Genomic DNA, 21,992 nt, shown 5'->3' with positions numbered 1-21,992 from the left:
TTTAAATGGATAACGACAATCAAGGTCAGGATCATAGAATAAGAAACGTTGATCTGACCAGCGTAATGAATAGTTCATTCTTAGATTATGCCATGTCTGTTATCGTGGCGCGGGCTTTACCCGATGTGCGCGATGGCTTGAAGCCGGTTCAGCGCCGGATTCTTTATGGCATGAGTGAACTAGGTGTTACACCAGATAAACCATATAAAAAGTCAGCCAGAATCGTGGGAGAAGTTATGGGTAAGTTCCACCCTCACGGTGATTCCTCAATTTATTTGGCGATGGCCCATATGGCACAAGATTTTAGTTACCGCTATATGTTAGTTGACGGCCACGGTAATTTCGGATCTGTTGATGGCGATGAGCCGGCCGCAATGCGTTATACTGAGGCGCGCATGAGCAAAATTGCCGTCGAAATGTTGCGCGATATCAATAAAAATACTGTTGATTGGCAGCGTAATTACGATGATTCTGAAAATGAGCCAGTAGTATTGCCTGCCAGAATACCTAACTTATTAGTTAATGGTACAAGTGGTATTGCCGTTGGTATGACGACCAACATACCGCCTCATAACTTGTCAGAGGTGATTAAGGGTCTGCACATGTTGATGAACAACCCTGATGTCACTACTAAAGAATTGATGAAGGCAATTCCGGGTCCAGATTTTCCTACAGGTGGTACTATCATGGGTCGCGGTGGCATTTATCGGGCCTATGAAACTGGGCGCGGCAATATTGTTGTTCGCGCTAATACTAATATTGAAACCGAAAAAAGCGGTCGTGAAAGAATAGTCGTTACTGAGTTGCCATACTTGGTTAATAAAGCTGAGCTGGTTAAGAAAATTGCAGACCTAGCGCGAGCTAAGACTATTGATGGTATTACTGGTGTGCGTGATGAATCAGATCAAACAGGGATGAGAGTCACAATTGATATTCGCCGTGATGCTAGTGCCAGTGTTGTGTTAAATAATTTATTTAAATTGACGCAGATGCAGGCCAACTTTGGTATGAATATGGTGGCAATTGTTGATGGCGCACCGCATTTTCTCAGTCTCAAGCAGATGCTGCAATATTACTTGGAACACCAAGAAGATGTTGTTACCCGGAGAACTAAATTTGAATTAGCCAAAGCCGAAGCTAGAGCACACATTCTCGAAGGTCTGCAAATCGCCCTTGACCACATTGATGAGATTGTCCATATCATTCGTCAGAGTCAGTCAAGTGATATTGCTAAGGCTGCTTTAATCAGTCGTTTTGGTCTTGATGATAAGCAATCACAAGCGATCTTAGACATGCGGCTGGTACGGTTAACCGGTCTTGAGCGTGACAAAGTTGAAGCCGAATATAAAGAGTTACAAGCCAAGATTGCTGATTATAAAGACATTTTGGCAAAACCAGAGCGCATTAATGAAATAATCTATAATGAGCTGCTGGATATTCAAAAACGTTTTGGCGATGCTCGCCGAACTAAGATTGGCGCTAGCGAAGTTGTCTCAATTGAAGATGAAGATTTAATTGAAAAGCAAGACGTTTTACTGACATTAACTCACAGCGGCTACATTAAGAGGATGCCTATTACCGAATTTAAGACTCAAAATCGTGGTGGTAAAGGTATCAAAGGCATGGGCGTTAAAGAAGGCGACTTTATTGCCAACCTGATTTATTCAAGTACTCATGATATGTTGCTGTTCTTTACCAACAAGGGCAAGGTTTATTCAAAGAAAGCCTATGAAATTCCAGAATTTGGTCGTACTGCTAAGGGTCTCCCAATAGTCAACTTACTGCAACTGGAAAAAGGCGAGAAGATTCAGACTATCGTTAATATTCCTGAAGATGCGGATGACCAGTACTTATTCTTCATTACGAAAATGGGGACCGTTAAACGTACTCATGTCAGTGAATTTGGCAATATCCGCAACAGTGGCTTAATCGCATTAACCCTGCGCGATGGTGATGAGCTGAATAATGTCTTGGCTACAGACGGCAAGCAAGATATCCTGATCGGTACCCACTTAGGTTATGCCGTGCGCTTTAATGAGCAAACTGTTCGGTCAATGGGACGGACAGCTGCCGGTGTTCGGGGAATTAATTTACGTGAAAATGACTATGTTGTTGGTTCTGGTGTCGTTAAAAATAATGATGAAGTCTTAGTGATTTCTGAAAAGGGCTACGGTAAGAGAACAGCAGCTGCTGAATATCCGACAAAGGGCCGCGGCGGTAAAGGGATTAAAACAGCAAACATTACCAAGAAAAATGGTCCACTTTCAGGCGTGACCGTGATCGATGGCAGTCAGGATATCATGGTTATCACAGATGATGGTATCATGATCCGCTTTAAGACAAAGGATGTTTCTCAAACTGGACGCAGCACTCTCGGTGTGCGCTTGATCAAGATTAATGACAACAATAAAGTTGCCAGTCTGGCAATTGTTCCGGCTGAAGAGGACCAGGAAGTAGCTGCTTCTACAGAAAATGCAGAAGAGCAAGACTAATTAAGAAACAAAAATATTTAAAAATTATCAGATTATTTTACGTATATATTAAGTAAGGAATGAAAATTTCTTATTGGATCACGTAAAGATAGTTTGGTAATTTTTTGTTTATGTGCTAGAATTAGAGATTGCGAGTAATAAACTTCATTACTCCTTGTTCTTGATTTTTAGCAAGAACCATTTAGTCCAGAAGGAGGTGCACTAGTATGACAACTACTAAGTATGAAATAACTTATATTATCAAGCCTGATATTGATGAAGAATCAAAGAAAGCATTGGTTGAAAGCTATGATAAGGTTATTACCGATAACGGTGGTACGATGGTTGAGTCAAAAGACTGGGAAAAGCGTCATTTCGCATATGAAATTAATAAATATCGTGAGGGTTTATATCACGTTATGACTTTCACTGCTGATAACGCTGATGCAGTTAACGAATTTGACCGTTTGTCCAAGATTGATACTGCCGTTCTACGTTCAATGACCGTCAAAGTTGGATAATTAAGAACAAAAACGTTATCGTTTTCGTGATTTAGGAAAGGGAGGACCTAAAGTATGATTAATCGAGTTGTACTTGTTGGCCGTTTAACACGTGATCCTGAATTACGTACTACTGGGAGTGGAATCTCGGTTGCTACGTTTACTCTTGCTGTAGATCGTCAATATACAAACGCTCAAGGCGAGAGAGGTGCAGATTTTATCAGTTGTGTCATTTGGCGCAAATCTGCAGAAAATTTCTGTAATTTTACGTCTAAAGGCTCACTTGTTGGTATAGATGGCCGAATTCAAACCAGAAGTTACGATAATAAAGACGGGCAAAGAGTATATGTAACAGAAGTTGTCGTTGACAACTTTGCATTGCTTGAATCACGTAAAGATCGTGAAGCCCGTGGTCAAAATGGTGGTTACACACCAAATAACAATGGCAATTTTGGTAATCAGAATACCAATAATACTCCTAATATGGGAGCTTCAAATCAGAATAACACTGCTAATAATGGTCCGGATAATACCCAAGATCCATTTGCAGGTTCAGGCGATACCATTGATATTTCTGATGATGATTTACCATTCTAAATTAACAGAAAGGACCTAGGATATGGCTCAACAAAGAAGAAGCGGCGGCGCTCATCGTCGTCGTAAGGTTGACTACATTGCTGCCAACCATATTGATTACGTTGACTATAAGGACGTTGATTTGTTGAAACGTTTTATCTCTGAGAGAGGTAAAATCTTACCACGTCGTGTCACTGGCACCAGCGCTAAGAATCAACGTAAGGTAGCTAAGGCAATTGAAAGAGCTCGCATTATGGGCTTGTTGCCATTTGTTACTGAAGACTAAAAAACAAAAACTCTGTTAATGCTTGAAAAGCAGTGAGCGGAATTATTGATAAAGACCTTGAAATTACGATAATTTTGAGGTTTTTTATTATGCATAAATTATCTAAGCAAGAATAAAAGTAACTGGTTAAATTTTGACAGTTAAAGAGAGTAAAAAGAACCAAAAAAGTAATGATAGTTCAAACCTGAACCTTGTGGAGTTTCTTATCTAGTGAATACAATGTATAATAATAATGATGTATTATACATTATTTTAGGAAGGACCTTACATGAAAGATTTTTTACGTAAGCTTGAATTTCCTGCTTTTATTAAAGATTCTAGGCTGACGGCTTCAGTCATTATTATCTTAGCGCTATCGCTTTTGGGCAGCATCGTTGCGATGATCATGAACCCATTATTTGGCTTGGCTATGGTCTTAATCTTTATTTTAACTGTGGCATGCGTCGGTTATGGTGCATATATCTTAGCTGGTAATGCAAACAATTTTGCTGTTAGTTTATCTTATCGGATTAAGCGTAGCGAGCAAGAAGCAATGATTAAGATGCCCCTGGGCATTTTACTTTACGATAAGGATCATCAAATTCAATGGGCCAATCCGTATCTGCAGCTTTATTTAAAAAATGAAGACCTGATTGGACATACAATTGCATCCGTTGATCCTGAACTGGATAAGTTAATTAATGAATCCTTAAAGGCTAAAACTGCTGAAAACCATGTAGTTAATTGGGATGGTCATCAATTTGAGATGGTTATCCAAGACAACCTGGGCGTGGTTTATTTACTGGATATTACGCGTTACGCTAAAATAGAAAAACGATATAAAAACGAATTATTAGCTATTGGACAGATTTTTATTGATAATTACGATGAGTTGAGTGAAACCATGCATGACCAGGAATTGACTGCTACTAGTGCATATGTTCAGAATACTCTGAGTGATTATGCTAAAAACTTTAACGCTTACCTTAAACGCATTGATGAAGATCACTTTTTATTATTACTCCATATGCAAGATTTAGCTAAAATGGAAAAAGATAAGTTTTCTGTTTTGGATAAAATGCGGTTAGAAACAAGTCGTAATAATACACCGTTAACTTTATCAATTGGAATTGCTTTTGGCAGCAGCTTAATTACTGAATTAGCTGACCAAGCGCAGTCTAACCTTGACTTGGCGTTAGGCAGAGGCGGGGACCAAGTTGTTCTTAGTCAACCCGGTAAAGCAGCTCGTTTCTATGGTGGTAAATCGAATCCGATGGAAAAGAGAACCAGAGTTAGAGCAAGGATGGTTTCACAGGCGATTAGTGAGCTGTTCAAAGAAGCAGACCGCGTTTTTGTAGTTGGTCATGCCAGCCCTGACATGGATTCGGTCGGTAGCGGTATTGGCGTTGTTAAAATTGCCCGTTTGCATCATGTAAAGGCAAATTTTGTCTTAGATGTCAATAAGACCAATTATGATGTCAGCCGCTTAGTTGCTAAAATGGAAAAAGTAAAGGGAGATAATGATATTTTTATCGCACCTGGGGATGCGTTAGAAGCATTGACTGACAAGTCTATGTTGGTTATGGTTGACCATTCAAAATATTCTATTACTTATTCCAAAGAATTATATGAGCAATTAAGAAATAGAATTATTGTCATCGATCATCACCGTCGTGGTGAAGAATTCCCTGAGAATCCAATGCTGACATACGTTGAACCTTATGCCTCATCTGCCTGTGAATTGGTAACTGAAATGGTAGAGTACCAACAGCCAAGTTCAGGTAAGCGGGTTTTAACCGACCTTGACGCTACAGCGATGCTAGCGGGAATTACAGTTGATTCCAAAGAATTTTCGCTGCGTACCGGCACTCGGACATTTGATGCTGCCAGTTACTTGCGGTCAATTGGTGCAAGTACAATGGGTGTCAGCGAGTTGCTAAAAGAAGATATTGCTAGTTTCTTGCAGCGCACCCGGTTGGTCAGCAGCTTGAAGATGATCAGACCCAAAATGGCGGTTTTATGTGGACCTGATGATAAGGAAATTGATCCTATTATTACTGCTCAAGCTGCAGATACGGCACTGGATTTAGAAAATGTTGAAGCCAGTTTTGCAATTACCAGACGGAATAAGGATACAATTGGTATATCTGCTCGTTCAATGGGTGATATCAACGTTCAGCTTATTATGGAAAAACTTGGCGGCGGCGGCCATTTGTCTAATGCGGCTACCCAAATTAAAGGGATATCTGTTAAGGAGGCACTTGCTAAATTGATGGATGCAGTGGATACTTATGAACAAGAAAATGAATAAAAGGAGAGCACAATGAAAGTTATTTTTACTGAAGATGTTAAAGGCCGTGGCAAACGCGGTGATGTTAAAAACGTTCCTGATGGTTATGCCCAAAACTTTTTATTTAAAAGAGGTCTAGCCAAAGCTGCAACTAAAGCAAATATGCATACTTTGGCAAGAGTGGCTGCTAACGAAAAGGCGGCATATGAAACTGAAAAGGCTGAAGCAGAAAAGATTAAGTCTGAACTGGAAAAGGATGAAACAGTAGTTAACTTCAAGTCTAAAGCCGGTTCAGATTCCAGACTGTTTGGTTCAATTTCTGGTAAAAAGATCGTTGAAGGCTTAGAAAAACAGTTTGGTATTAAGATAGATAAGCGCAAATTAAACCTGCCTGAACCAATTAAATCCTTAGGATACACGAATGTGCCGGTTAAGTTATTTAAGGGCGTAGAAGGTAAAATTCGCGTTCATGTTACCGAACAGGATTAAACTGTAGTTGAATTCTGAAAAAAGTGGGCGTAAGTAATGGATAATATTGTCTCACAGCAGATACCACATGATGATGAAGCGGAAAAGGCCGTTCTAGGTGCAATTTTTATTGATCCTGCTGCCATAGCTGATGCCAGCGCAGAGGTTCAGCCAGAAGATTTTTATAAAAGAGCAAATCAGTTGGTTTTCCAGGCTATGCTTGATTTATCTGACCGTGAGGATGCAATTGATCCGTTAACGCTGCAGGATGAACTGACTAAGAAAAATCAGCTTGATGATATTGGTGGTATAGCTTATGTTTCTGAGCTGGCTATGGCTACGCCAACGGCTGCTCACGTCACTTATTATGCTAAAATTGTTCACCGTAAAGCTTTATTGCGGCGGCTGATTTCTGCCAGTCAAAAAATTATTACGAATGCAATGCAGGATTCCGATGATGTCACCGACATTTTAGATAATGCCGAAAGTGAGATTATGAATGTCTCATCGGAAAATAATGCCAATGGTTTTCGTAATATCAAGGATATCGTTAACTCTACTATTGATGAAATTAACAACATTCCTGAAGATGGCAATATGGTTACGGGTCTGCCGACCGGGTTTGTGGAGCTCGATAAGATGACTACCGGTTTTCATGATGATGAACTAATAATTGTGGCGGCACGTCCCGGAGTGGGCAAGACTTCCTTTGCGCTTAATGTTGCCCAGTATGTCGGCTTGCATACCGATAAAACTGTGGCAATGTTTTCTTTGGAAATGAGTGGGGAGCAGTTAGTGCAGAGAATGCTGGCTTCTGAAGGTCTAATCAATTCGCAACACTTGCGTACTGGTCAACTGGATGAAGACGAGTGGCCTAAATTAGTCACTGCATCCGGCTCTTTGGCAACAGCCAATATTTATATCGATGACACACCGGGAATTAAGATGAGTCAGATTAGGGCACAGTCTCGCCGTTTAGCTAAAGAGAGAGGCAATTTAGGCCTAATTGTAATTGATTACCTGCAGTTAATTGAAGGTCCGCACAGTGAATCACGCCAGCAGGAAGTTTCGGCTATTTCACGGCAATTGAAGAAATTAGCCAAGGAGCTTCATGTACCTGTTATTGCTTTGTCGCAATTGTCGCGGTCAGTTGAACAAAGGCAGGACAAGAGACCTGTCTTATCTGATATTCGTGAATCCGGCTCAATTGAGCAAGATGCCGACATTGTCTCTTTTCTTTACCGTGATGATTACTATCGCGATGAAGAAGAAGGCGAGGAAAATAAGGAAGTATCGGCTGAAGATGATAATGGCGAAGTTGAGGTTATTATTGAAAAGAACCGTTCAGGTAGCAGGGGAACAGTAAAATTAATGTTTTCTAAACCTTATAATCGCTTTTCTAATCTCGATTATAGTCATGATCAGCCTAACGAATAAGAAAGAATAAAAGCCATGGTGATTTATAGTAAAAAGCTATGGCTTTTTGCTTTTCTATATCTTTTAACAAAAAATAGGGCGTTTTTAATGACAATAATTATACAAAATTGTACTATTAAGGTGTGAATAGAAATTTTTCGCTAATTTTTTGGGAAAGGATCGATTAAGATGGCTGATAAAGGTTTTAAAGATAAAGTAGCTGGCAAAGCTAAAGAAGTCAAAGGCAAAGTTCAACAAGCTGCTGGCGACGTTAAAGATAAGGCACAAGAAGCTACTGAAAACGTCAAAGACAAAGTTGATGACGTTAAGGATAAAATGAAGAATTAATTTTTTAATTAATAAATAAAAAGGAGATTGAGAAGACCAACGGTTTACTCAATCTCTTTTTTGGGTTACACATGAAACAATTTATCGCAATTTACGGCGAATACTCTCTGGTAATTTAAGATTCGGTCGATCAGGATCGTAAAATTCATAGAACACTGGCGCTTTATTAGAATCATTACTTTTAGGATAAAGGTCGTAGTTGCTGGCCATTAAGGGCAAAGTCATATTCTTTTTGTAGGAATTCCAGATATTGCTTAACACTTGAGTTAACAACTTTCGTTCTTGGGGTTCAAGGGATAAAAAGGCGCGACCAAAGCGGTAGGTTCCTACTATTTTATTACTAGTTAGTTGGTTTAATTCATCAATGTCATAATTCTCAAAAGCCTCGAAAAGATCAGAAAAGGCATCGTTTCTTTCTTGATCGGGAATCGAATTATTGAAATTAATTAGAGCATGTCTGATCACGCGGCTACTGGAAGAAAGACCATCGGCTAGAGTAAAACTGTCGCGACCTACTGACCAGCGGCGAGGGTCATGCTGGTTGCGCATTGGTACGGTACTTTTGACAACCAGAGTTTGTTCCGGATGGTCAAGCATTGCACCAAAGATTGAATTCTGGGGAATGTAGGTTTTCATTTTAGACATAGAAGAAGTGAAACCAGGACTCGTGTATACCTTATGGAAAAAGCCCGGCCCGTCAAAACTAATCGCCTTGATTACCCGCTTTTGAATTTCAGGCTCAACTGCACATAAAGCAAACTGAGCAAAGTTCCCTCCTTTTGAATGGCCTAAAAGGTAAATTTGTTGATCACTAAATTTATGTGCTATTTCTGTTAAATATTTAGCTGCCACTTCCTGACCATAAATCTCAGGCAGGTAATTCATACCCATATCTTCATTTAAGCCAATCATAGTGCCGTCAGTTCCGCGAAAGACGACAGCAATGGTTTTTGTGTCAATAAGAAAGGTGGCAGCAGTAAATTGTAACGGGTGAGGCTCCTTTTCCAGTCTGTCTGTCCAATCTAGAATCTTGATGTTGCCGATTCTAGGACTTTCCGGTAACAACATAACTTCAGTTGCAGTTTCGGCATACATTTGATGTTGAAAAGAAGACAAGTTCCGCAATTTTTCCGCTACTTCTCCTAGAGTATGGTTGGTAGCAGAACTATCGGCCGGCAAATAGGCAATAGATGACAGCAGTGAAGCATCAACACTATTAAATGGCTTTTCTTTAAAGCTTAAGTCGCCGCGCCAGCGTAAATAATCCAAGGGTCCGGCCATATAAATTCTCCTTTCGTAATAAAAGTTGATATTAATATTGTAGTAAGTTTGTGCAATTTAGATAAAAATAATGCAAAAAAAACAATAGAATTAACTATTGCTTAAAAAATATAACTTTATTTATCTATACTAGCAATACTGATCCGCTTGATGTCAGGATATTTGCGCAGAGCCATGATAATATCATTTTCATTAATATTATTATTGATGATGCCGTCTACAAAAAAGATAATTCTTTCATCACTGACAAAAAGAATCTTGACAGAAACATTTTCAACATGATTTGTTTGCAGTTCCTGTTCGATGATATGCAAGATATTAGGTTTATTTACAGCTTCTATTTGAATATTAAACCTGATATGCATGATGATTTTGTCAATGATAGTATCATCGTGAAACATCATCTGAATGACGAAAAGGAAGGCAGTAGCTAAAATTCCGATAAAATAAAGGCCAGAACCAATTGCCATTCCGATGGCTGCCGTAGCCCAGATACCCGCAGCTGTGGTTAAGCCGGAGATCTGTTGCTTTTTGATTAAAATTGTGCCGGCACCGATAAATGAAATGCCTGAAACTATCTGCGCAGCAATTCTGGAAGGGTCCAGAGCAACATCAGACATTTTTAGTAAATCACCAAAGCCGTATTTTGAAACTATCATAAATAGCGCAGACGAGAAGGCAACTACAATATGTGTCCGCACTCCAGCACTTTTTCTTTGAATTGCGCGTTCATAACCGATCAGTGCGCCACACAAGGAGGCAACTAAAATTCGTAGTACCCAGGGGAACTCTGCGCTAATCGAGGCTAAATTTGCCATTACATCCACTCCATTCTGAATCTATCTTTATATTATACTCTTAAAAAGTTTACCAAAGCTTAGTTATAACAAAAACTGAGAAAAAGTCAAAAAATGCTTGCGTAAACTAATAGAATATGTTTTAATTAATATCGTTGTCGAGATATGACAATGCTGACTTAGCTCAGTTGGCAGAGCACGTCATTAGTAATGATGAGGTCGGAGGTTCGAATCCTCTAGTCAGCATAAATTATTATAAAATAGCTTTAAAAAGTCGATTATTGAGGTTTCATAAATACCTTGATAATCGACTTTTTTGTTTTTTAGTTGATACTTATGCAAAGTTGTATATTTAACTTTTGCTACATAACTGCCACAAAAATAGAATTTGATAATTTTTGTGTGATAAAGATGTTTTTGATTCACGATAAATATTGGTATAACAGCATCTATAAGATACGTTTACGTGTGGCAAGAAGTGGGGGATAACAAAAGCCCGAGTATTATTACTCAGACTTATCTTCGTTTCCAAAACCAGAATGTTGAATAAAATTAGTAAGATATTCTAGCCTAATATCTAGATTTTCAATTACTTCTTTTTTACTTACCGAACCACTTTGCCATTTAGCAACAGCATGATTAGTATTTTCAGAAAATTTATCGACAAATTTTATAAGAACATCTGTATTTCTTCGTTCGGATTCCAAGTGGTATTGTTTTTCTATTCATCTAGTGAATAATACAATAAATTCTTCATTAGTTGAACCTATAAGTTTTTCTTTGAAATCAATATCAGTGTAAAGAAAATTAAACTTCTCAATCCAAAATTCATTAACGTCTTTAAAGGATTAAAGCGGAAATATATCGACAATTAAATACAACTAGTGTCAGTTATTGGACTCTACTAAAATTGCAATTTTAATTGTTTTGCAAACTGGTATGCAACCACAAGAAATTCAAGGCCTTAAATGGTCTAATTTAGTCACTGATGGTAAGTATAAAGTTTTCAGAATAATAATTCATGGAATGAAAAAGAAAAACAGTTTAACGTTCATTTGAAGATTAGGCCTAAAGGAGAATTTAGACTAACCTTACCCCTTCCTGAACCACTTTTACAGTTATTGGCGAAGTTTAAACATTGTCAAAATAGATTTCTTTTTGAGCATGATATGGCTAATAAAAATGATTTGATCATGTTGAATATTAAAGATTATCGTTTGTGTGCATTAGACTATCCAATAGTTCAATATAGTACGAACGATATGTTGAAAGAGGTATGAAAGAAAGTGGGCATAGATAGCGAAAGTTTAAATATTAGCATGTACACTTGTCGGCATACGGTAGCAACGAAATTAGGCAATACTCCAAGAATGTCTTATTCGTGGGCAGCAAGTTGTATTGGCATACAGTCAAGGTGTTTATGAAAACTTATGTGCATATAGATAAAGATAGAAATATCGAAATGTCAAATTTGATTATGAATGATAAGTAAATACATAAAACTAGAATTACTAATTTAAGTTTAAAAAAATCCATAAAATTAGTTTTAAATATATGAGTTATTTGAGTTAAAATAATTGAAAAAGCAACTTTTGAAGTAAAGGATGTTAATATAATGGGAGTAGTAGTGAGTTTTATTAATATGAAAGGCGGAGTTGGGAAAACAACTCTTACAAGAGAAATTGGTTACCATTTAGCGTATAATTTAGAAAAAAAAGTTTTGTTAATAGATATAGATCCACAAATTAATTTAACGCAATCAGTTTTTAAGATTTTTGGTTATGCACAATCAAAGAAGATAGCAGAAAATAATAAAAGAGAAGCTAAAGAGAACGAAGGTAATGAAAGTAAAGCCAAAGAGAAAAAGTACAAAATTACCTATGCGTCTATACAAAATATTTTTAATGGTAATTTATCTAGTGAAAATCCAACAGAAAATTTAAAAAAAGTTATTGTTAAATTAGATGATGTACCTTTAAGTATTATACCTGGAGAATTCGGCTTAGATTTTATTACAAGAAATTTGAGTAGTAGTCAACTTGAAAATGGATTGTATAATTTTATCGAAAAAAATAAAATTAGGGAAAATTTCGATTACATATTGATTGATTGTCCACCAACTTACTCTTCTTATACAATTGCAGCATTGAAAACAAGCGATTTTTATGTGATACCTGTTAAACCTGAAGCGTATTCGACTCTTGGTGTTGATATGCTGGAGAAAGTTGTTAAATTTCTTATCAGCGAAGATATTCCATATTTTAAAGATAAGCCTTTAAAAAATTTAGGCATCATCATTACCAATGTAAAACAAAATGAAAAAGTTGGAATTGAAGAAATTATACATGATTTAAAAACAAGTAAAAAATTTAAAAGGGATGGAATTAAAGTTTTTAAAAATGAATTTTCCTATAATTCTCAACTTGAAAGTAGATTAGATTATTTAATAGATAAATCTAAAGCTGAAAAATATTCGAAGCCAAATTTAAAAAAATTGACTGAAGAATTCATTGATAAAATTGAGAGAAGTGAAAGTAAATGAATGAATTAGAAATTATTAAAAAAGTATATAGTAATATTAAAAAAACTAAGGATGTTAATTATAGAAAGACTATGCTGTATTCTGTATATTCATTTTTATTGTTGTCAACGAATTATTTTCATCACAATATTGATTTGAAGTCTATTTTAACGCCTTTATTACAAGATATAGATAATATTTATAAAGAAAAAGAAAGAAAAAACAAGTCTTGTGTATTTAAAGATTATGTATATAAAAGTCGTTCACAAATAGTTGCTCGATTTATAAGAATTATTCAAAAATCAGATGAATCTGTTCAAATTATATTGATTAATTTTTTGACACGGTTTATAGATGAAAATAGTAATAATTATGGGAAATCAGTATCAGATAAATCCAAGAAAGTTAAAAAAGATAGACCTAATTCTGTTGATGAGCTTCTTTCTAGATTTGGTAGATACTAATGAATTATGAAACTGAGGTAAAAAAATATAAGGAATTTTGTGAAAAATATTTTTCTAAATTTAAAGGAAAAACTTTTTTAGAGAATAAAAAAGCAATAATTAAAACCTTTCAAATTATAAGCTTGTTCTTTATTTTAAAGGATTATGATATATCAGATAATAAAAATTTGCCTTTGTTATCTAAAATGAGCATAGATACTTTATTTGATATTCTTATTTCCATACCAATTGGAGATTCTCTCTTTTTTTCTGCTTGTTCACGTCAGTTTGCAGAGGAATTATTGGAATTGGTCTATACAGAATATTGCAATAAAAAAATATCTGAAAAAGATTTGTTAGCTTTGAACTATAGAAAATTGTGGCAGGATGGTATTCAAAAATCTATTAAATATAAATTGCTTTCATCGAAAGATATGAAAGGAAATTTACGTGAAAAGTCAAAATTAGATAGCATAAATTTTATTTTTAAAAGTAATTCGGATAAATTACATTTTAAAAATCAGAATATTAGTACAACACAGTATTTAGAACAAATAATAAATGGCAAAAAATATGATTCTAAAATAATTATTCGAAATATTAACAAATTCCATTTATTTTGTATAGACTTATTACCAATTATTTTAAAGATAGATATTGATAAAATGTCAATAGTTCAAAGAAAAAATTATTTACATTTGATAAATTCATTAGCACTATATGAGACGTTTAAATAATACATAAACCACAATTTGTACCACACAGTTTCATTATTGATGGATATATATAGAAATAAAATTGAACTATATAAGCTTTTATGCTTCTAGTCGCATTTTTTAATACAATTAAGATTAATTATCTTTTATTTATCAATGTTTTACGAAGATAAATAAAAGATAATTTTTTGTATAAAAGTAAATGATACACACGATACGGAACACGATTTTAGCTGTGTTCCGCGCAAAAACTTTTAGGAAGGCTTTTAAGTTGACATAGCAGGCTTTTTGCCCGCTTTTTTGTGTACTAAGTTTAATCAAAATTTCAAAAAAATTATTAAATTTCAAAAATTAGTGCAAAATTAAATTATAAGAGTATAATTAAATAATAAATTTTAAAGAACTAATAATTCTTAAGATTTTAAAATATTTGTTTATGAGTTAAAACTAGAAGATCATAGGTAAAGATAGGATCTGCTTTGTTAGATTTAAAGGTTGAAGAAAGTTAAGCTAATCCATAGATTAAAAAGCTATGTTAAAAACTATTGGCATATGTATTTGGTCATGTTTTAGTCTATTGTAACATATTGCAGCTTTAGATTAATTTATAAATCTAATCAAAGCTTTTGGGAATAATAACTAAGGGATTTTTTACAAATCGGAAAGTAAATTATATTAACTCAATTCTAAATATAATGACTCATAAAATAAAATGGCAAACGGGTTAGTTGTTTTTATACTAAAAGGTGGTTATTATGAATCGATATTATTTTAAAGCTAATTTTAAAATTGCAATAAAATCGAAAAAGAACTTTCTTTTAGTCTGTTTATTAATAATTTCTATGACTTTCTTCCTCTTTGTAGTTGAAACTCAAAAAATTGGCGATGGCTATCGTCAATGGCGGGACTACTATGAATCTGTACAAGTAAATGAAGATTATTTTGATGGTAGTTCTCTTCGTCAAAAAAATTATAAACAAACTTATGCAAATTTATGCAAACAATCAGCTTATATTGCTGTTTTGCAAAATGGTGAAGTGTTTTCCGATCCACAGACTTATTTAAGAGGATCGGAAAATCTAATTGAGACAATGCTTGACGGTTATAAGAATAATTATAAAGGTGCTAAAACTCTTAATGTGCCGCCCAAATATGAGCTTTACCAAAAACTGGCTACATATAAATACCTTTATCAACATCACATTCCAGTTGTGATGAACTCTAAAGCATCTTCAACATATTTAGTTTATATTTTGTCCATGTTAGGAAGCCTTATTTTCCTTTATATTCTTTTTATTTCAAATGATGTTTGGATATTGAAATTACGACATAGCAGTCTTTTGAAAAATATTCCTTATAGAAATAAAGATGAAATTTCTGGGAAAACTACAATCAATATTGTCTTAACTATCATCCCTGTGTTAATAGGAATTATAGCTGCATATATTTTTGCGGGTGTGCGTAATGGTTTTGTTACGTTAAATTATCCTAATGTATTTTACTTTAATAAAATTTTCGCAATACCATTATGGGCTTATTGTTTATTATTTTTGGTATATGTTGTTCTGCTTGTATTATTTACTACATCATTGACTTTATTTCTTAATCAACTAACTAAGAATGTTTATTTAACAACTTTAATAGGGATGTTAGTTTATGCTATTTCTTATCTTCCTGGCACCATTAGCAAATATCTTTTTTGGCTACCATCATCATATCTAAATATTACTAATGTTTTTAATGGAACGGTAGCTAATACAACCGAATTGAATTTCTTAAATTGTTGTACTGGTGCACTAATATTAATGATTTGGTCACTAATATTTATGAGTTGTTTTAGTTATTTGGTCAATAAAGGGAGGAGAGTAAGATGAGATGGCATTATTTTATTTCTCAATTAAAAGCCTTTTTTGTTAATCCTAAAAATATCGGATTATATATTGCCACTGCTTTGTTATCTCTATATTTTGGCCTGGTAAGTGTACCTAATCATCATGTCATTAATCGTGTTGATCCATACTCTATTCAAAAAGAATATAAGAATGATACTGCCTTTCTTAAAAGTGCTAAAAAACAATATGAACAAGCAAGAAAGCCGTGGCTTACGATAGATCCAAGCGCAGGAGCAAAAGATGCGATTGCAACCTATCCTACAATACTTAAATATGATAAAAAAAGATTAGCAGCATTAAAAGCAAATGACTGGAAAGAGTATGCTTTATATTCTAGTAAGTGGTACAAGTATGTTGATAATTTGATCTTCGTTGAAGAAAATCAAAATTATATGTATCCAGTTGAGTATGGACATAATGGAATTTATAAAGAAAATGGACATTATGGCTATCAACAAACTTATCACCTTTATAATGCACTTTTAGCTAGTAAAGCAAAATTAAATAAGAAAGTGTTGGAAGAAAGAACAGCACTGCAGCGAATTCAAAACTCTTTATCTGGTTGGACAACTTTAATTTTAATAATAATTGTTATCTTTTTTGCAGCTGATATTCTTACTAATGATTATAAATATCGTACGGTAGTAAAAAATATTCCCCTAAGCAAAAGTACTATCTTGTGGCTAAAAACCGCAGTAGTTGAGATTGGCGTCCTGCTTGATTTCTTGATGGCGTTTATTATAGCAGTAGTATGTATTGCTCCCAAATATGGACTGGGATCATTTAATTTAAGGACTACTTTTTATATGGGAAGACTATATTTTAAAGTGCCATTTACTTATTTAACGTTAGGAACGTATTATTTGCAGCTGAGTATTTTTGCAATACTGATTGTGTTTATATTTATCCGTTTAACACTCTTGATATCTTTATTAAGCAGAAATGAATACGTTGCAGAAATTCTTTCCAGTTTATTTGCGGTAGCTGGGAAGGTACTGTATTTCTCATCGGGAATGGGTTTTGTTTATCCATTTTTACAATATTTGCCAACCACGTATTTTACAATTGGTGATAGCCTATCTGGTAACTTATCTTATTTAATGGATACTCCAGGATGGGGCTTCAATGCCGGAATTGTGCCTTTAGTACTAACAGTTTTAGCTATTGAACTAGTTATGTTGTTAATTTATAGGATAAAGAAAATACCTTTAATTAAATGAGGTGAAATGCAATGTTAAAAATTAATCATTTAACTCTAAATTTTGGTGAAAAAAAGATTTTTACTGATTTATCTCTTGCCTTTGAAAAGGGACAAATCATTGGATTAGTTGCACCCAATGGTACAGGTAAATCTACTTTAATTAATATTATTTTGCATAACCTTACACCTCAAAAAGGTTTTGTTGAATATAATGGGATGCGCTATAAAAATGAGCATGATATTGTTAAATTACATAAACAGATATGTGCTTTTCCCGATCAAAGTGAATTATTTCCATTTATGACTGGACGAGATCATTTAAAACTTTATGCGGACTTATGGAATAAGCCTGAAAAATCCGTTAATGGAATTATTGACGAACTGAATATGAGTAGTTATGTTGATCATAAAGTTGAGACCTATTCATTAGGAATGAAGCAACGTTTATGTTTTGCAATGGTTGTGGCTGCTGATACTCCTGTTATGTTATTAGATGAGGTAATGAATGGACTAGATCCCCAAAACGTAGCATTAATTTCAAAAGTGCTTGTTAATTTAAAAGAGAAACAAAAGCTAATTATTATGGCTTCACATTTATTATCGAATTTACAAACTTATGCGGATCGAGTCCTGTTTCTAAAAGATGGAGCTATAAATAAAGATTTTGATAATAAAAAGCCAGATAAACAATACTTGAAAGCTGAAAAAACTGAAGAGCTTATGGGATTTCTAAGTAATTTAAAGTATGAAGAATTACCCGATAACTTAATCTTGATACCTATTTCTGAAAATAATCAAGATGACCTAAAAGCATTATTTTTAGAGCTATTACAACACCATATTCAATGCTCAATAGGAAGAATAAGTATTGAAGAATTATTCGACAAAATTTATGATTAAAATAAAAGGTCTAAAAAATATATTGACACTTAATTATCAATAAAGATTACACCTTGAGTAATTCAATTATTGTTTTAGCCGTAACAAGACTGTGAGATGTACATCTTCAAAACAATGTTTTGGTCTTTAATAGTGAGAACAAATTAATATATTTACTAAAAGAGGATAAAAACCTTATAAAAATATTGAGTAGAGTTAGTATTTATTATAAGGAGTAAGAGTAAGATGTCCTCTTTTTTATGCAATAAAAAACTACTAGCAGCTTATCACAGGGGTAAGTCATTGATAGGATAAATTATAAAGCCATAATTATGCACATGCTACAGAATACGTTTTTAATCGTGTTCCACGAGTTCAGAATGGAGATTGCTAGAGCCATATTCTTTAGGCGCCCGGTTGTGCTAGCAGATGAAGCAACAGCTTTGCTCGATCATGTACTTTCTAGGAAGATTTATAATACTATTTTGGTAGATAGTTATTTACTAACGTTTTTACAAGTCAATATTAAATAAGTATGTTAGTCAAAATATAATATTAATTTTATTTTGTTGATTTAAGATTTGTTTGATGCTATTATTAAGCAACTAAAAATTTATAAAATAATAGTCTGCACAATTTTATTAGAAACGTTTTATAACTAGTAACTTGTTTTATGACTTAATGCTGCTACTGGACTTTTAATGTATTAATCTTAGGGTTTTTTTATGAAAGAGTAAGGTAGTATGATGAAAGTATATTTTTTAGCTTATAGCAAGTGTAATAGTTCTTCTGACATTGCTTATAGCAAAAATCAGATTACTGTACATAAACAGTCTTTTTGTTAATTATTTTAATCTTTGTTTTAAAAAGGGGTGTGAAAAATCATGAATTATTATAAAGCCTTTGATGCTGGAAGTAGTATATATCTGGTTGCATTTATGATTGATTATATTATAGAGCTGTTTAGTATTAAAAGTTCAGGTATCAAGACTACCGCATTAGGACTGAAAATAATTACGAATATGAATGAGCATTCCTTAAACACTAATTTTTCATTAACATGGGGAATATTAATTTCGTATTTAGTATTTATCTTATTTTTTATGTCCGCCTTTTATTTCTTTAAAAAGATAAAAACCAGATGACTATATGGCAATGTGAGCTTGAATAATAGTCTTATTCAGAAGAATCATTTACTCTGATTGGCCTTGATTTATCAGCATTTTACGCAGATAAGTTAAGGCTGATTTTTTGTGTAGTAATAAATATTTTTCGGTGTAATAAGTAATTATCGGTGCAAAATAATTAAATTTTGCACCGATAATTTTAGTAACAGTAGAACTAAGAGAATTTTTCTATATATTATCTTTGACAATCTATTTCTGAGAACAAAAAATTTATAGGAAAAAATGAACTAACTAAGTAGTATTATAAATTTTAATTAAACACTGATCCTACTAAATAAATGGCTGACAATTATGTTAAACATTTTTTGAATAGTTTGGATATTCCAAATTCATTAGTATTTCTACTTAAAATCTCATTTTAATATGAGCCTTGCTTGTTGTACCATACTATGGAGTATAATTGAATGCTTTTTAATCTAATAGCCTTGTTTTTAATTTTTTCAACCGAACTAGCATTAACTTTTCCAATGTCCGCCTGCTAATTCTCCACTTAACTTAAAGAAGTAATAATATCTTCAAATTTAATAATTTTCGCTGTATCAGGACTAATCCATATTAGTTGATAAATATTGATAAGGAACTATAAGTGTTAAGGAAAACCAATCATTCTTATTTGTCAAAGTAAGAGTCCCATCATATTTTTCAGCGATATATTGGATGCTTTTTAACCCATATCCATGTGTTTTGGTTTCTTTTTTGGTAGTAGAAGGTAGGCCGTCTGATTTAAATTTTGGTGCAATCATGTTGAAATTTCTGATTGAATAAATTACAAAATTAGCTTTTTTAAAAATTCGAAGGTCAATAAGTCTTTTTTGTTTGTCAGGAATTTTCATTACGGCTTCAATAGCATTATCTAAGCTATTACCTAACAAACTACAAATATCCATAGTATCAATTTGATTAAGTAATTTTCCATTTGCAATACAAGTAAAAGTAATATCATTTTTTATGCAATAAGCATTTTTTCTGGTTAATACTACATCTACAATAGAATTTCCAGTTTTAATATTGGCATTAAATTCTTTAATCTCAGCTTGTAAGGAATTAATATAGTCCAAACGTTTTTTAGAATTATTTTCCAGTGCAATTATATCTAACTGTTGTTTTAGATCATGGAACCGTAAGTTAACCGTTTCAGCACTTTCCCGATATGCTTGATATTGTTCGTACTGGGATTGGAACATACTATTCATTTGAATTAGGTCATTATGCAGATATTGTTCATATCGCTGATTCTCTTGTAAATTAAAAAGTAATATTCCACAAAGATCTACAAAGGTTCTCATCATGAATACCGCGTTTGAGTTGTTTAGAACTGGATTATTAGCTTTAATAAAGAATCCCATGTTGCTTACTGTAAAAATAATTATTCCTACTAGAACACTATTTAAAGCAGATTTTGAGTTGACATTCAAAATTGCATACTGGTTACTTTTAATCTTTTGCAAGTAATAGATAATAAAAAATAGTAATAAATTAGTAATTATTAAAAATATTGGCCTAATTATGTAATGTATTTGTTGGTTTAGATATAAATCTACGTAACAAAAAGATTGCCAAGAAATTGATGCTACGAATTCAGCATAAATAAATGCCTTACTAGTATGATAGATTTTTACTTGCCAAGTTGATTTTTCACAAACGCTAACGGTGATAAACATCCACAGAATATTAATTAGCATACCGATTATCCAAAAAATTAATGCTAATTTTCCAGCAAACCACTGTAAGAATACTTGTCCAAGTCCAAAAAATGATAAATATAACCATACAGGACGACGAATTTTTCTATTGGGCAACTGTAAAATCATTACTACACAAGCTAGCCATTCTGCAGTCGCTGTCCATAAGCGAGGTATATTTGATAAATATAATGATTCCATCTTAGTTAATTGAATTTCCTAAATAGTTAGTAAAAGCTTGCATGAATGCTTTTTTACGAGGACGACTGATTTGTAACTGATAAGGGCCAACTTTAAGTAAATTACCGTTTATTTGGCTTACATGCTTTAAATTTACTATATAGCCATTATTACAACGAAAGAAGTCATATGGAACTAATTTTTGTTCCATGTTTTTAGTGGAATCAAGTATATCTAATTGCAGTTCCTTTTCCTGAATAATGTGAAGATGTAAGTAATGCTTTTCACTTTCAACATAGTAAAGGTCATCAAGCAATATTTTATATGTTCCTTCAAGTGTATCAAAAATCATTGAATTTGTTCTATGAAGGAATCTTTTCTCAATTTTTTTAAAGTGTTCGTTAAAACTAAAATAGTTTACAGGCTTTAAAAGGAAATCAGCAGCATTAACTTCATAGCCTTCGATAGCATATTGAACATAATTAGTAACAAAGACAATAATTACGTCAGAATCAATTTTTCTGATTTTTTTTGCGGCAGTCATTCCATCCATTTCAGGCATTTGAACATCAAAATAAATAACATCAAAATTATTACAGTAATGATTTATAAATTCTAATCCATTATTGAAAGTTATAATATCAATTTGGATATTATGATCTTGTTCATACTGTCTGAAACAACCAAGTAGTTTATTTAATTCAAACTTGTTATCTTCAACGATGGCTACCCTCATAAATTAGTCACTTTCTTTCAATATATACTTTATTGTAAAAACAATTTTTCTTTTAGACAAATCAAATTATGCAAAATCTTTAGCAAAATATGTATATCACTAAATAGATCGCTTACAAAAATATTAAACTAAATATTAACAAA

The 21,992-nt window shown here is 33.4% G+C and carries 20 protein-coding genes and 1 tRNA gene; 16 read left to right on the top strand and 5 right to left on the bottom strand.

Features of this window, described 5'->3' with window-relative positions; genetic code table 11:
- The first annotated feature begins 5 nt into the window (after window positions 1-5).
- The 8 genes from gyrA (at window position 6) to GYV61_RS02085 (ending at window position 8,334) form a co-directional block, all read left to right on the top strand.
- Window positions 6-2,492, top strand: coding sequence for a DNA gyrase subunit A (gyrA, locus tag GYV61_RS02120; RefSeq protein ID WP_122025400.1), 2,487 nt, complete (start codon window positions 6-8; stop codon window positions 2,490-2,492).
- Between the two features lie 206 nt (window positions 2,493-2,698).
- Window positions 2,699-2,992 (top strand): 30S ribosomal protein S6, encoded by a 294-nt coding sequence (gene rpsF, locus GYV61_RS02115; RefSeq protein WP_046323979.1) that lies wholly within the window; start codon window positions 2,699-2,701, stop codon window positions 2,990-2,992.
- 54 nt (window positions 2,993-3,046) lie between these two features.
- Complete coding sequence (gene ssb / locus GYV61_RS02110) at window positions 3,047-3,568, top strand: single-stranded DNA-binding protein (protein WP_046323980.1); 522 nt, start codon at window positions 3,047-3,049, stop codon at window positions 3,566-3,568.
- A gap of 22 nt (window positions 3,569-3,590) precedes the next feature.
- Window positions 3,591-3,833, top strand: a complete 243-nt coding sequence (rpsR, locus tag GYV61_RS02105; RefSeq protein ID WP_034978630.1) for a 30S ribosomal protein S18 — start codon at window positions 3,591-3,593, stop codon at window positions 3,831-3,833.
- Window positions 3,834-4,101: 268 nt separating this feature from the next.
- A complete protein-coding gene (locus GYV61_RS02100; RefSeq protein WP_174794576.1) occupies window positions 4,102-6,123 on the top strand; it encodes a DHH family phosphoesterase in 2,022 nt (673 codons plus the stop codon).
- Window positions 6,124-6,135: 12 nt separating this feature from the next.
- Complete coding sequence (gene rplI / locus GYV61_RS02095) at window positions 6,136-6,591, top strand: 50S ribosomal protein L9 (protein ID WP_174794575.1); 456 nt, start codon at window positions 6,136-6,138, stop codon at window positions 6,589-6,591.
- Between the two features lie 36 nt (window positions 6,592-6,627).
- Window positions 6,628-8,007 (top strand): replicative DNA helicase, encoded by a 1,380-nt coding sequence (dnaB, locus tag GYV61_RS02090; protein WP_174794574.1) that lies wholly within the window; start codon window positions 6,628-6,630, stop codon window positions 8,005-8,007.
- 168 nt (window positions 8,008-8,175) lie between these two features.
- On the top strand, window positions 8,176-8,334 hold the full coding sequence (locus GYV61_RS02085; protein ID WP_110445323.1) for a CsbD family protein: 159 nt from the start codon (window positions 8,176-8,178) through the stop codon (window positions 8,332-8,334).
- An 81-nt stretch (window positions 8,335-8,415) separates the two neighbouring features.
- On the opposite strand, the gene GYV61_RS02080 is transcribed toward GYV61_RS02085, so the two are convergent.
- Both GYV61_RS02080 and GYV61_RS02075 read right to left on the bottom strand, forming a co-directional pair.
- Entirely contained in the window at window positions 8,416-9,615 is a 1,200-nt protein-coding gene (locus tag GYV61_RS02080; protein ID WP_110445324.1) for a DUF2974 domain-containing protein, read from the bottom strand.
- A gap of 116 nt (window positions 9,616-9,731) precedes the next feature.
- Window positions 9,732-10,433, bottom strand: a complete 702-nt coding sequence (locus tag GYV61_RS02075; protein WP_046323985.1) for an MgtC/SapB family protein — start codon at window positions 10,431-10,433, stop codon at window positions 9,732-9,734.
- Window positions 10,434-10,585: 152 nt separating this feature from the next.
- Here GYV61_RS02075 and GYV61_RS02070 point away from each other — a divergent pair.
- Window positions 10,586-10,658: transfer RNA gene (locus GYV61_RS02070), tRNA-Thr, on the top strand.
- 260 nt (window positions 10,659-10,918) lie between these two features.
- Here GYV61_RS02070 and GYV61_RS02065 read toward each other — a convergent pair.
- Window positions 10,919-11,119, bottom strand: a complete 201-nt coding sequence (locus GYV61_RS02065) for a hypothetical protein (RefSeq protein WP_174794573.1) — start codon at window positions 11,117-11,119, stop codon at window positions 10,919-10,921.
- A 187-nt stretch (window positions 11,120-11,306) separates the two neighbouring features.
- On the opposite strand from GYV61_RS02065, the gene GYV61_RS02060 reads away from it, so the two are divergent.
- The 7 genes from GYV61_RS02060 to GYV61_RS02030 all read left to right on the top strand — a co-directional run bounded on the left by GYV61_RS02060 (window position 11,307) and on the right by GYV61_RS02030 (window position 18,085).
- A complete protein-coding gene (locus GYV61_RS02060) occupies window positions 11,307-11,471 on the top strand; it encodes a site-specific integrase (protein WP_174794572.1) in 165 nt (54 codons plus the stop codon).
- 556 nt (window positions 11,472-12,027) lie between these two features.
- The gene (locus GYV61_RS02055; protein WP_174794571.1) at window positions 12,028-12,954 is read left to right on the top strand and encodes a ParA family protein; all 927 of its coding nucleotides are present in this window, start codon (window positions 12,028-12,030) and stop codon (window positions 12,952-12,954) included.
- Window positions 12,951-13,397 carry a hypothetical protein gene (locus tag GYV61_RS02050; protein ID WP_174794570.1) on the top strand — a complete coding sequence of 149 codons (447 nt, stop codon included), beginning with the start codon at window positions 12,951-12,953 and terminating at the stop codon, window positions 13,395-13,397. The genes GYV61_RS02055 and GYV61_RS02050 overlap by 4 nt, the downstream gene beginning before the upstream one ends.
- A complete protein-coding gene (locus tag GYV61_RS02045; RefSeq protein ID WP_174794569.1) occupies window positions 13,397-14,113 on the top strand; it encodes a hypothetical protein in 717 nt (238 codons plus the stop codon). Before GYV61_RS02050 ends, GYV61_RS02045 begins: the two co-directional genes overlap by 1 nt.
- A gap of 734 nt (window positions 14,114-14,847) precedes the next feature.
- Window positions 14,848-15,966 carry an ABC transporter permease gene (locus GYV61_RS02040; RefSeq protein ID WP_122025404.1) on the top strand — a complete coding sequence of 373 codons (1,119 nt, stop codon included), beginning with the start codon at window positions 14,848-14,850 and terminating at the stop codon, window positions 15,964-15,966.
- Window positions 15,963-17,204: a tellurium resistance protein TerC gene (locus GYV61_RS02035; protein ID WP_174794568.1), complete on the top strand. Its 1,242-nt coding sequence runs from the start codon at window positions 15,963-15,965 to the stop codon at window positions 17,202-17,204. Before GYV61_RS02040 ends, GYV61_RS02035 begins: the two co-directional genes overlap by 4 nt.
- A gap of 11 nt (window positions 17,205-17,215) precedes the next feature.
- Window positions 17,216-18,085, top strand: a complete 870-nt coding sequence (locus tag GYV61_RS02030) for an ABC transporter ATP-binding protein (RefSeq protein ID WP_174794567.1) — start codon at window positions 17,216-17,218, stop codon at window positions 18,083-18,085.
- 1,711 nt (window positions 18,086-19,796) lie between these two features.
- Here GYV61_RS02030 and GYV61_RS02025 read toward each other — a convergent pair.
- Window positions 19,797-21,134, bottom strand: a complete 1,338-nt coding sequence (locus tag GYV61_RS02025; RefSeq protein ID WP_174794566.1) for a sensor histidine kinase — start codon at window positions 21,132-21,134, stop codon at window positions 19,797-19,799.
- Window position 21,135: 1 nt separating this feature from the next.
- The gene (locus tag GYV61_RS02020; RefSeq protein ID WP_046323991.1) at window positions 21,136-21,849 is read right to left on the bottom strand and encodes a LytR/AlgR family response regulator transcription factor; all 714 of its coding nucleotides are present in this window, start codon (window positions 21,847-21,849) and stop codon (window positions 21,136-21,138) included.
- Between the last annotated feature and the right edge of the window lie 143 nt (window positions 21,850-21,992).

This window comes from Lactobacillus melliventris (assembly GCF_013346935.1).
Lineage (GTDB): Bacteria > Bacillota > Bacilli > Lactobacillales > Lactobacillaceae > Lactobacillus.
This window is presented reverse-complemented; position numbering and strand designations above follow the sequence as displayed.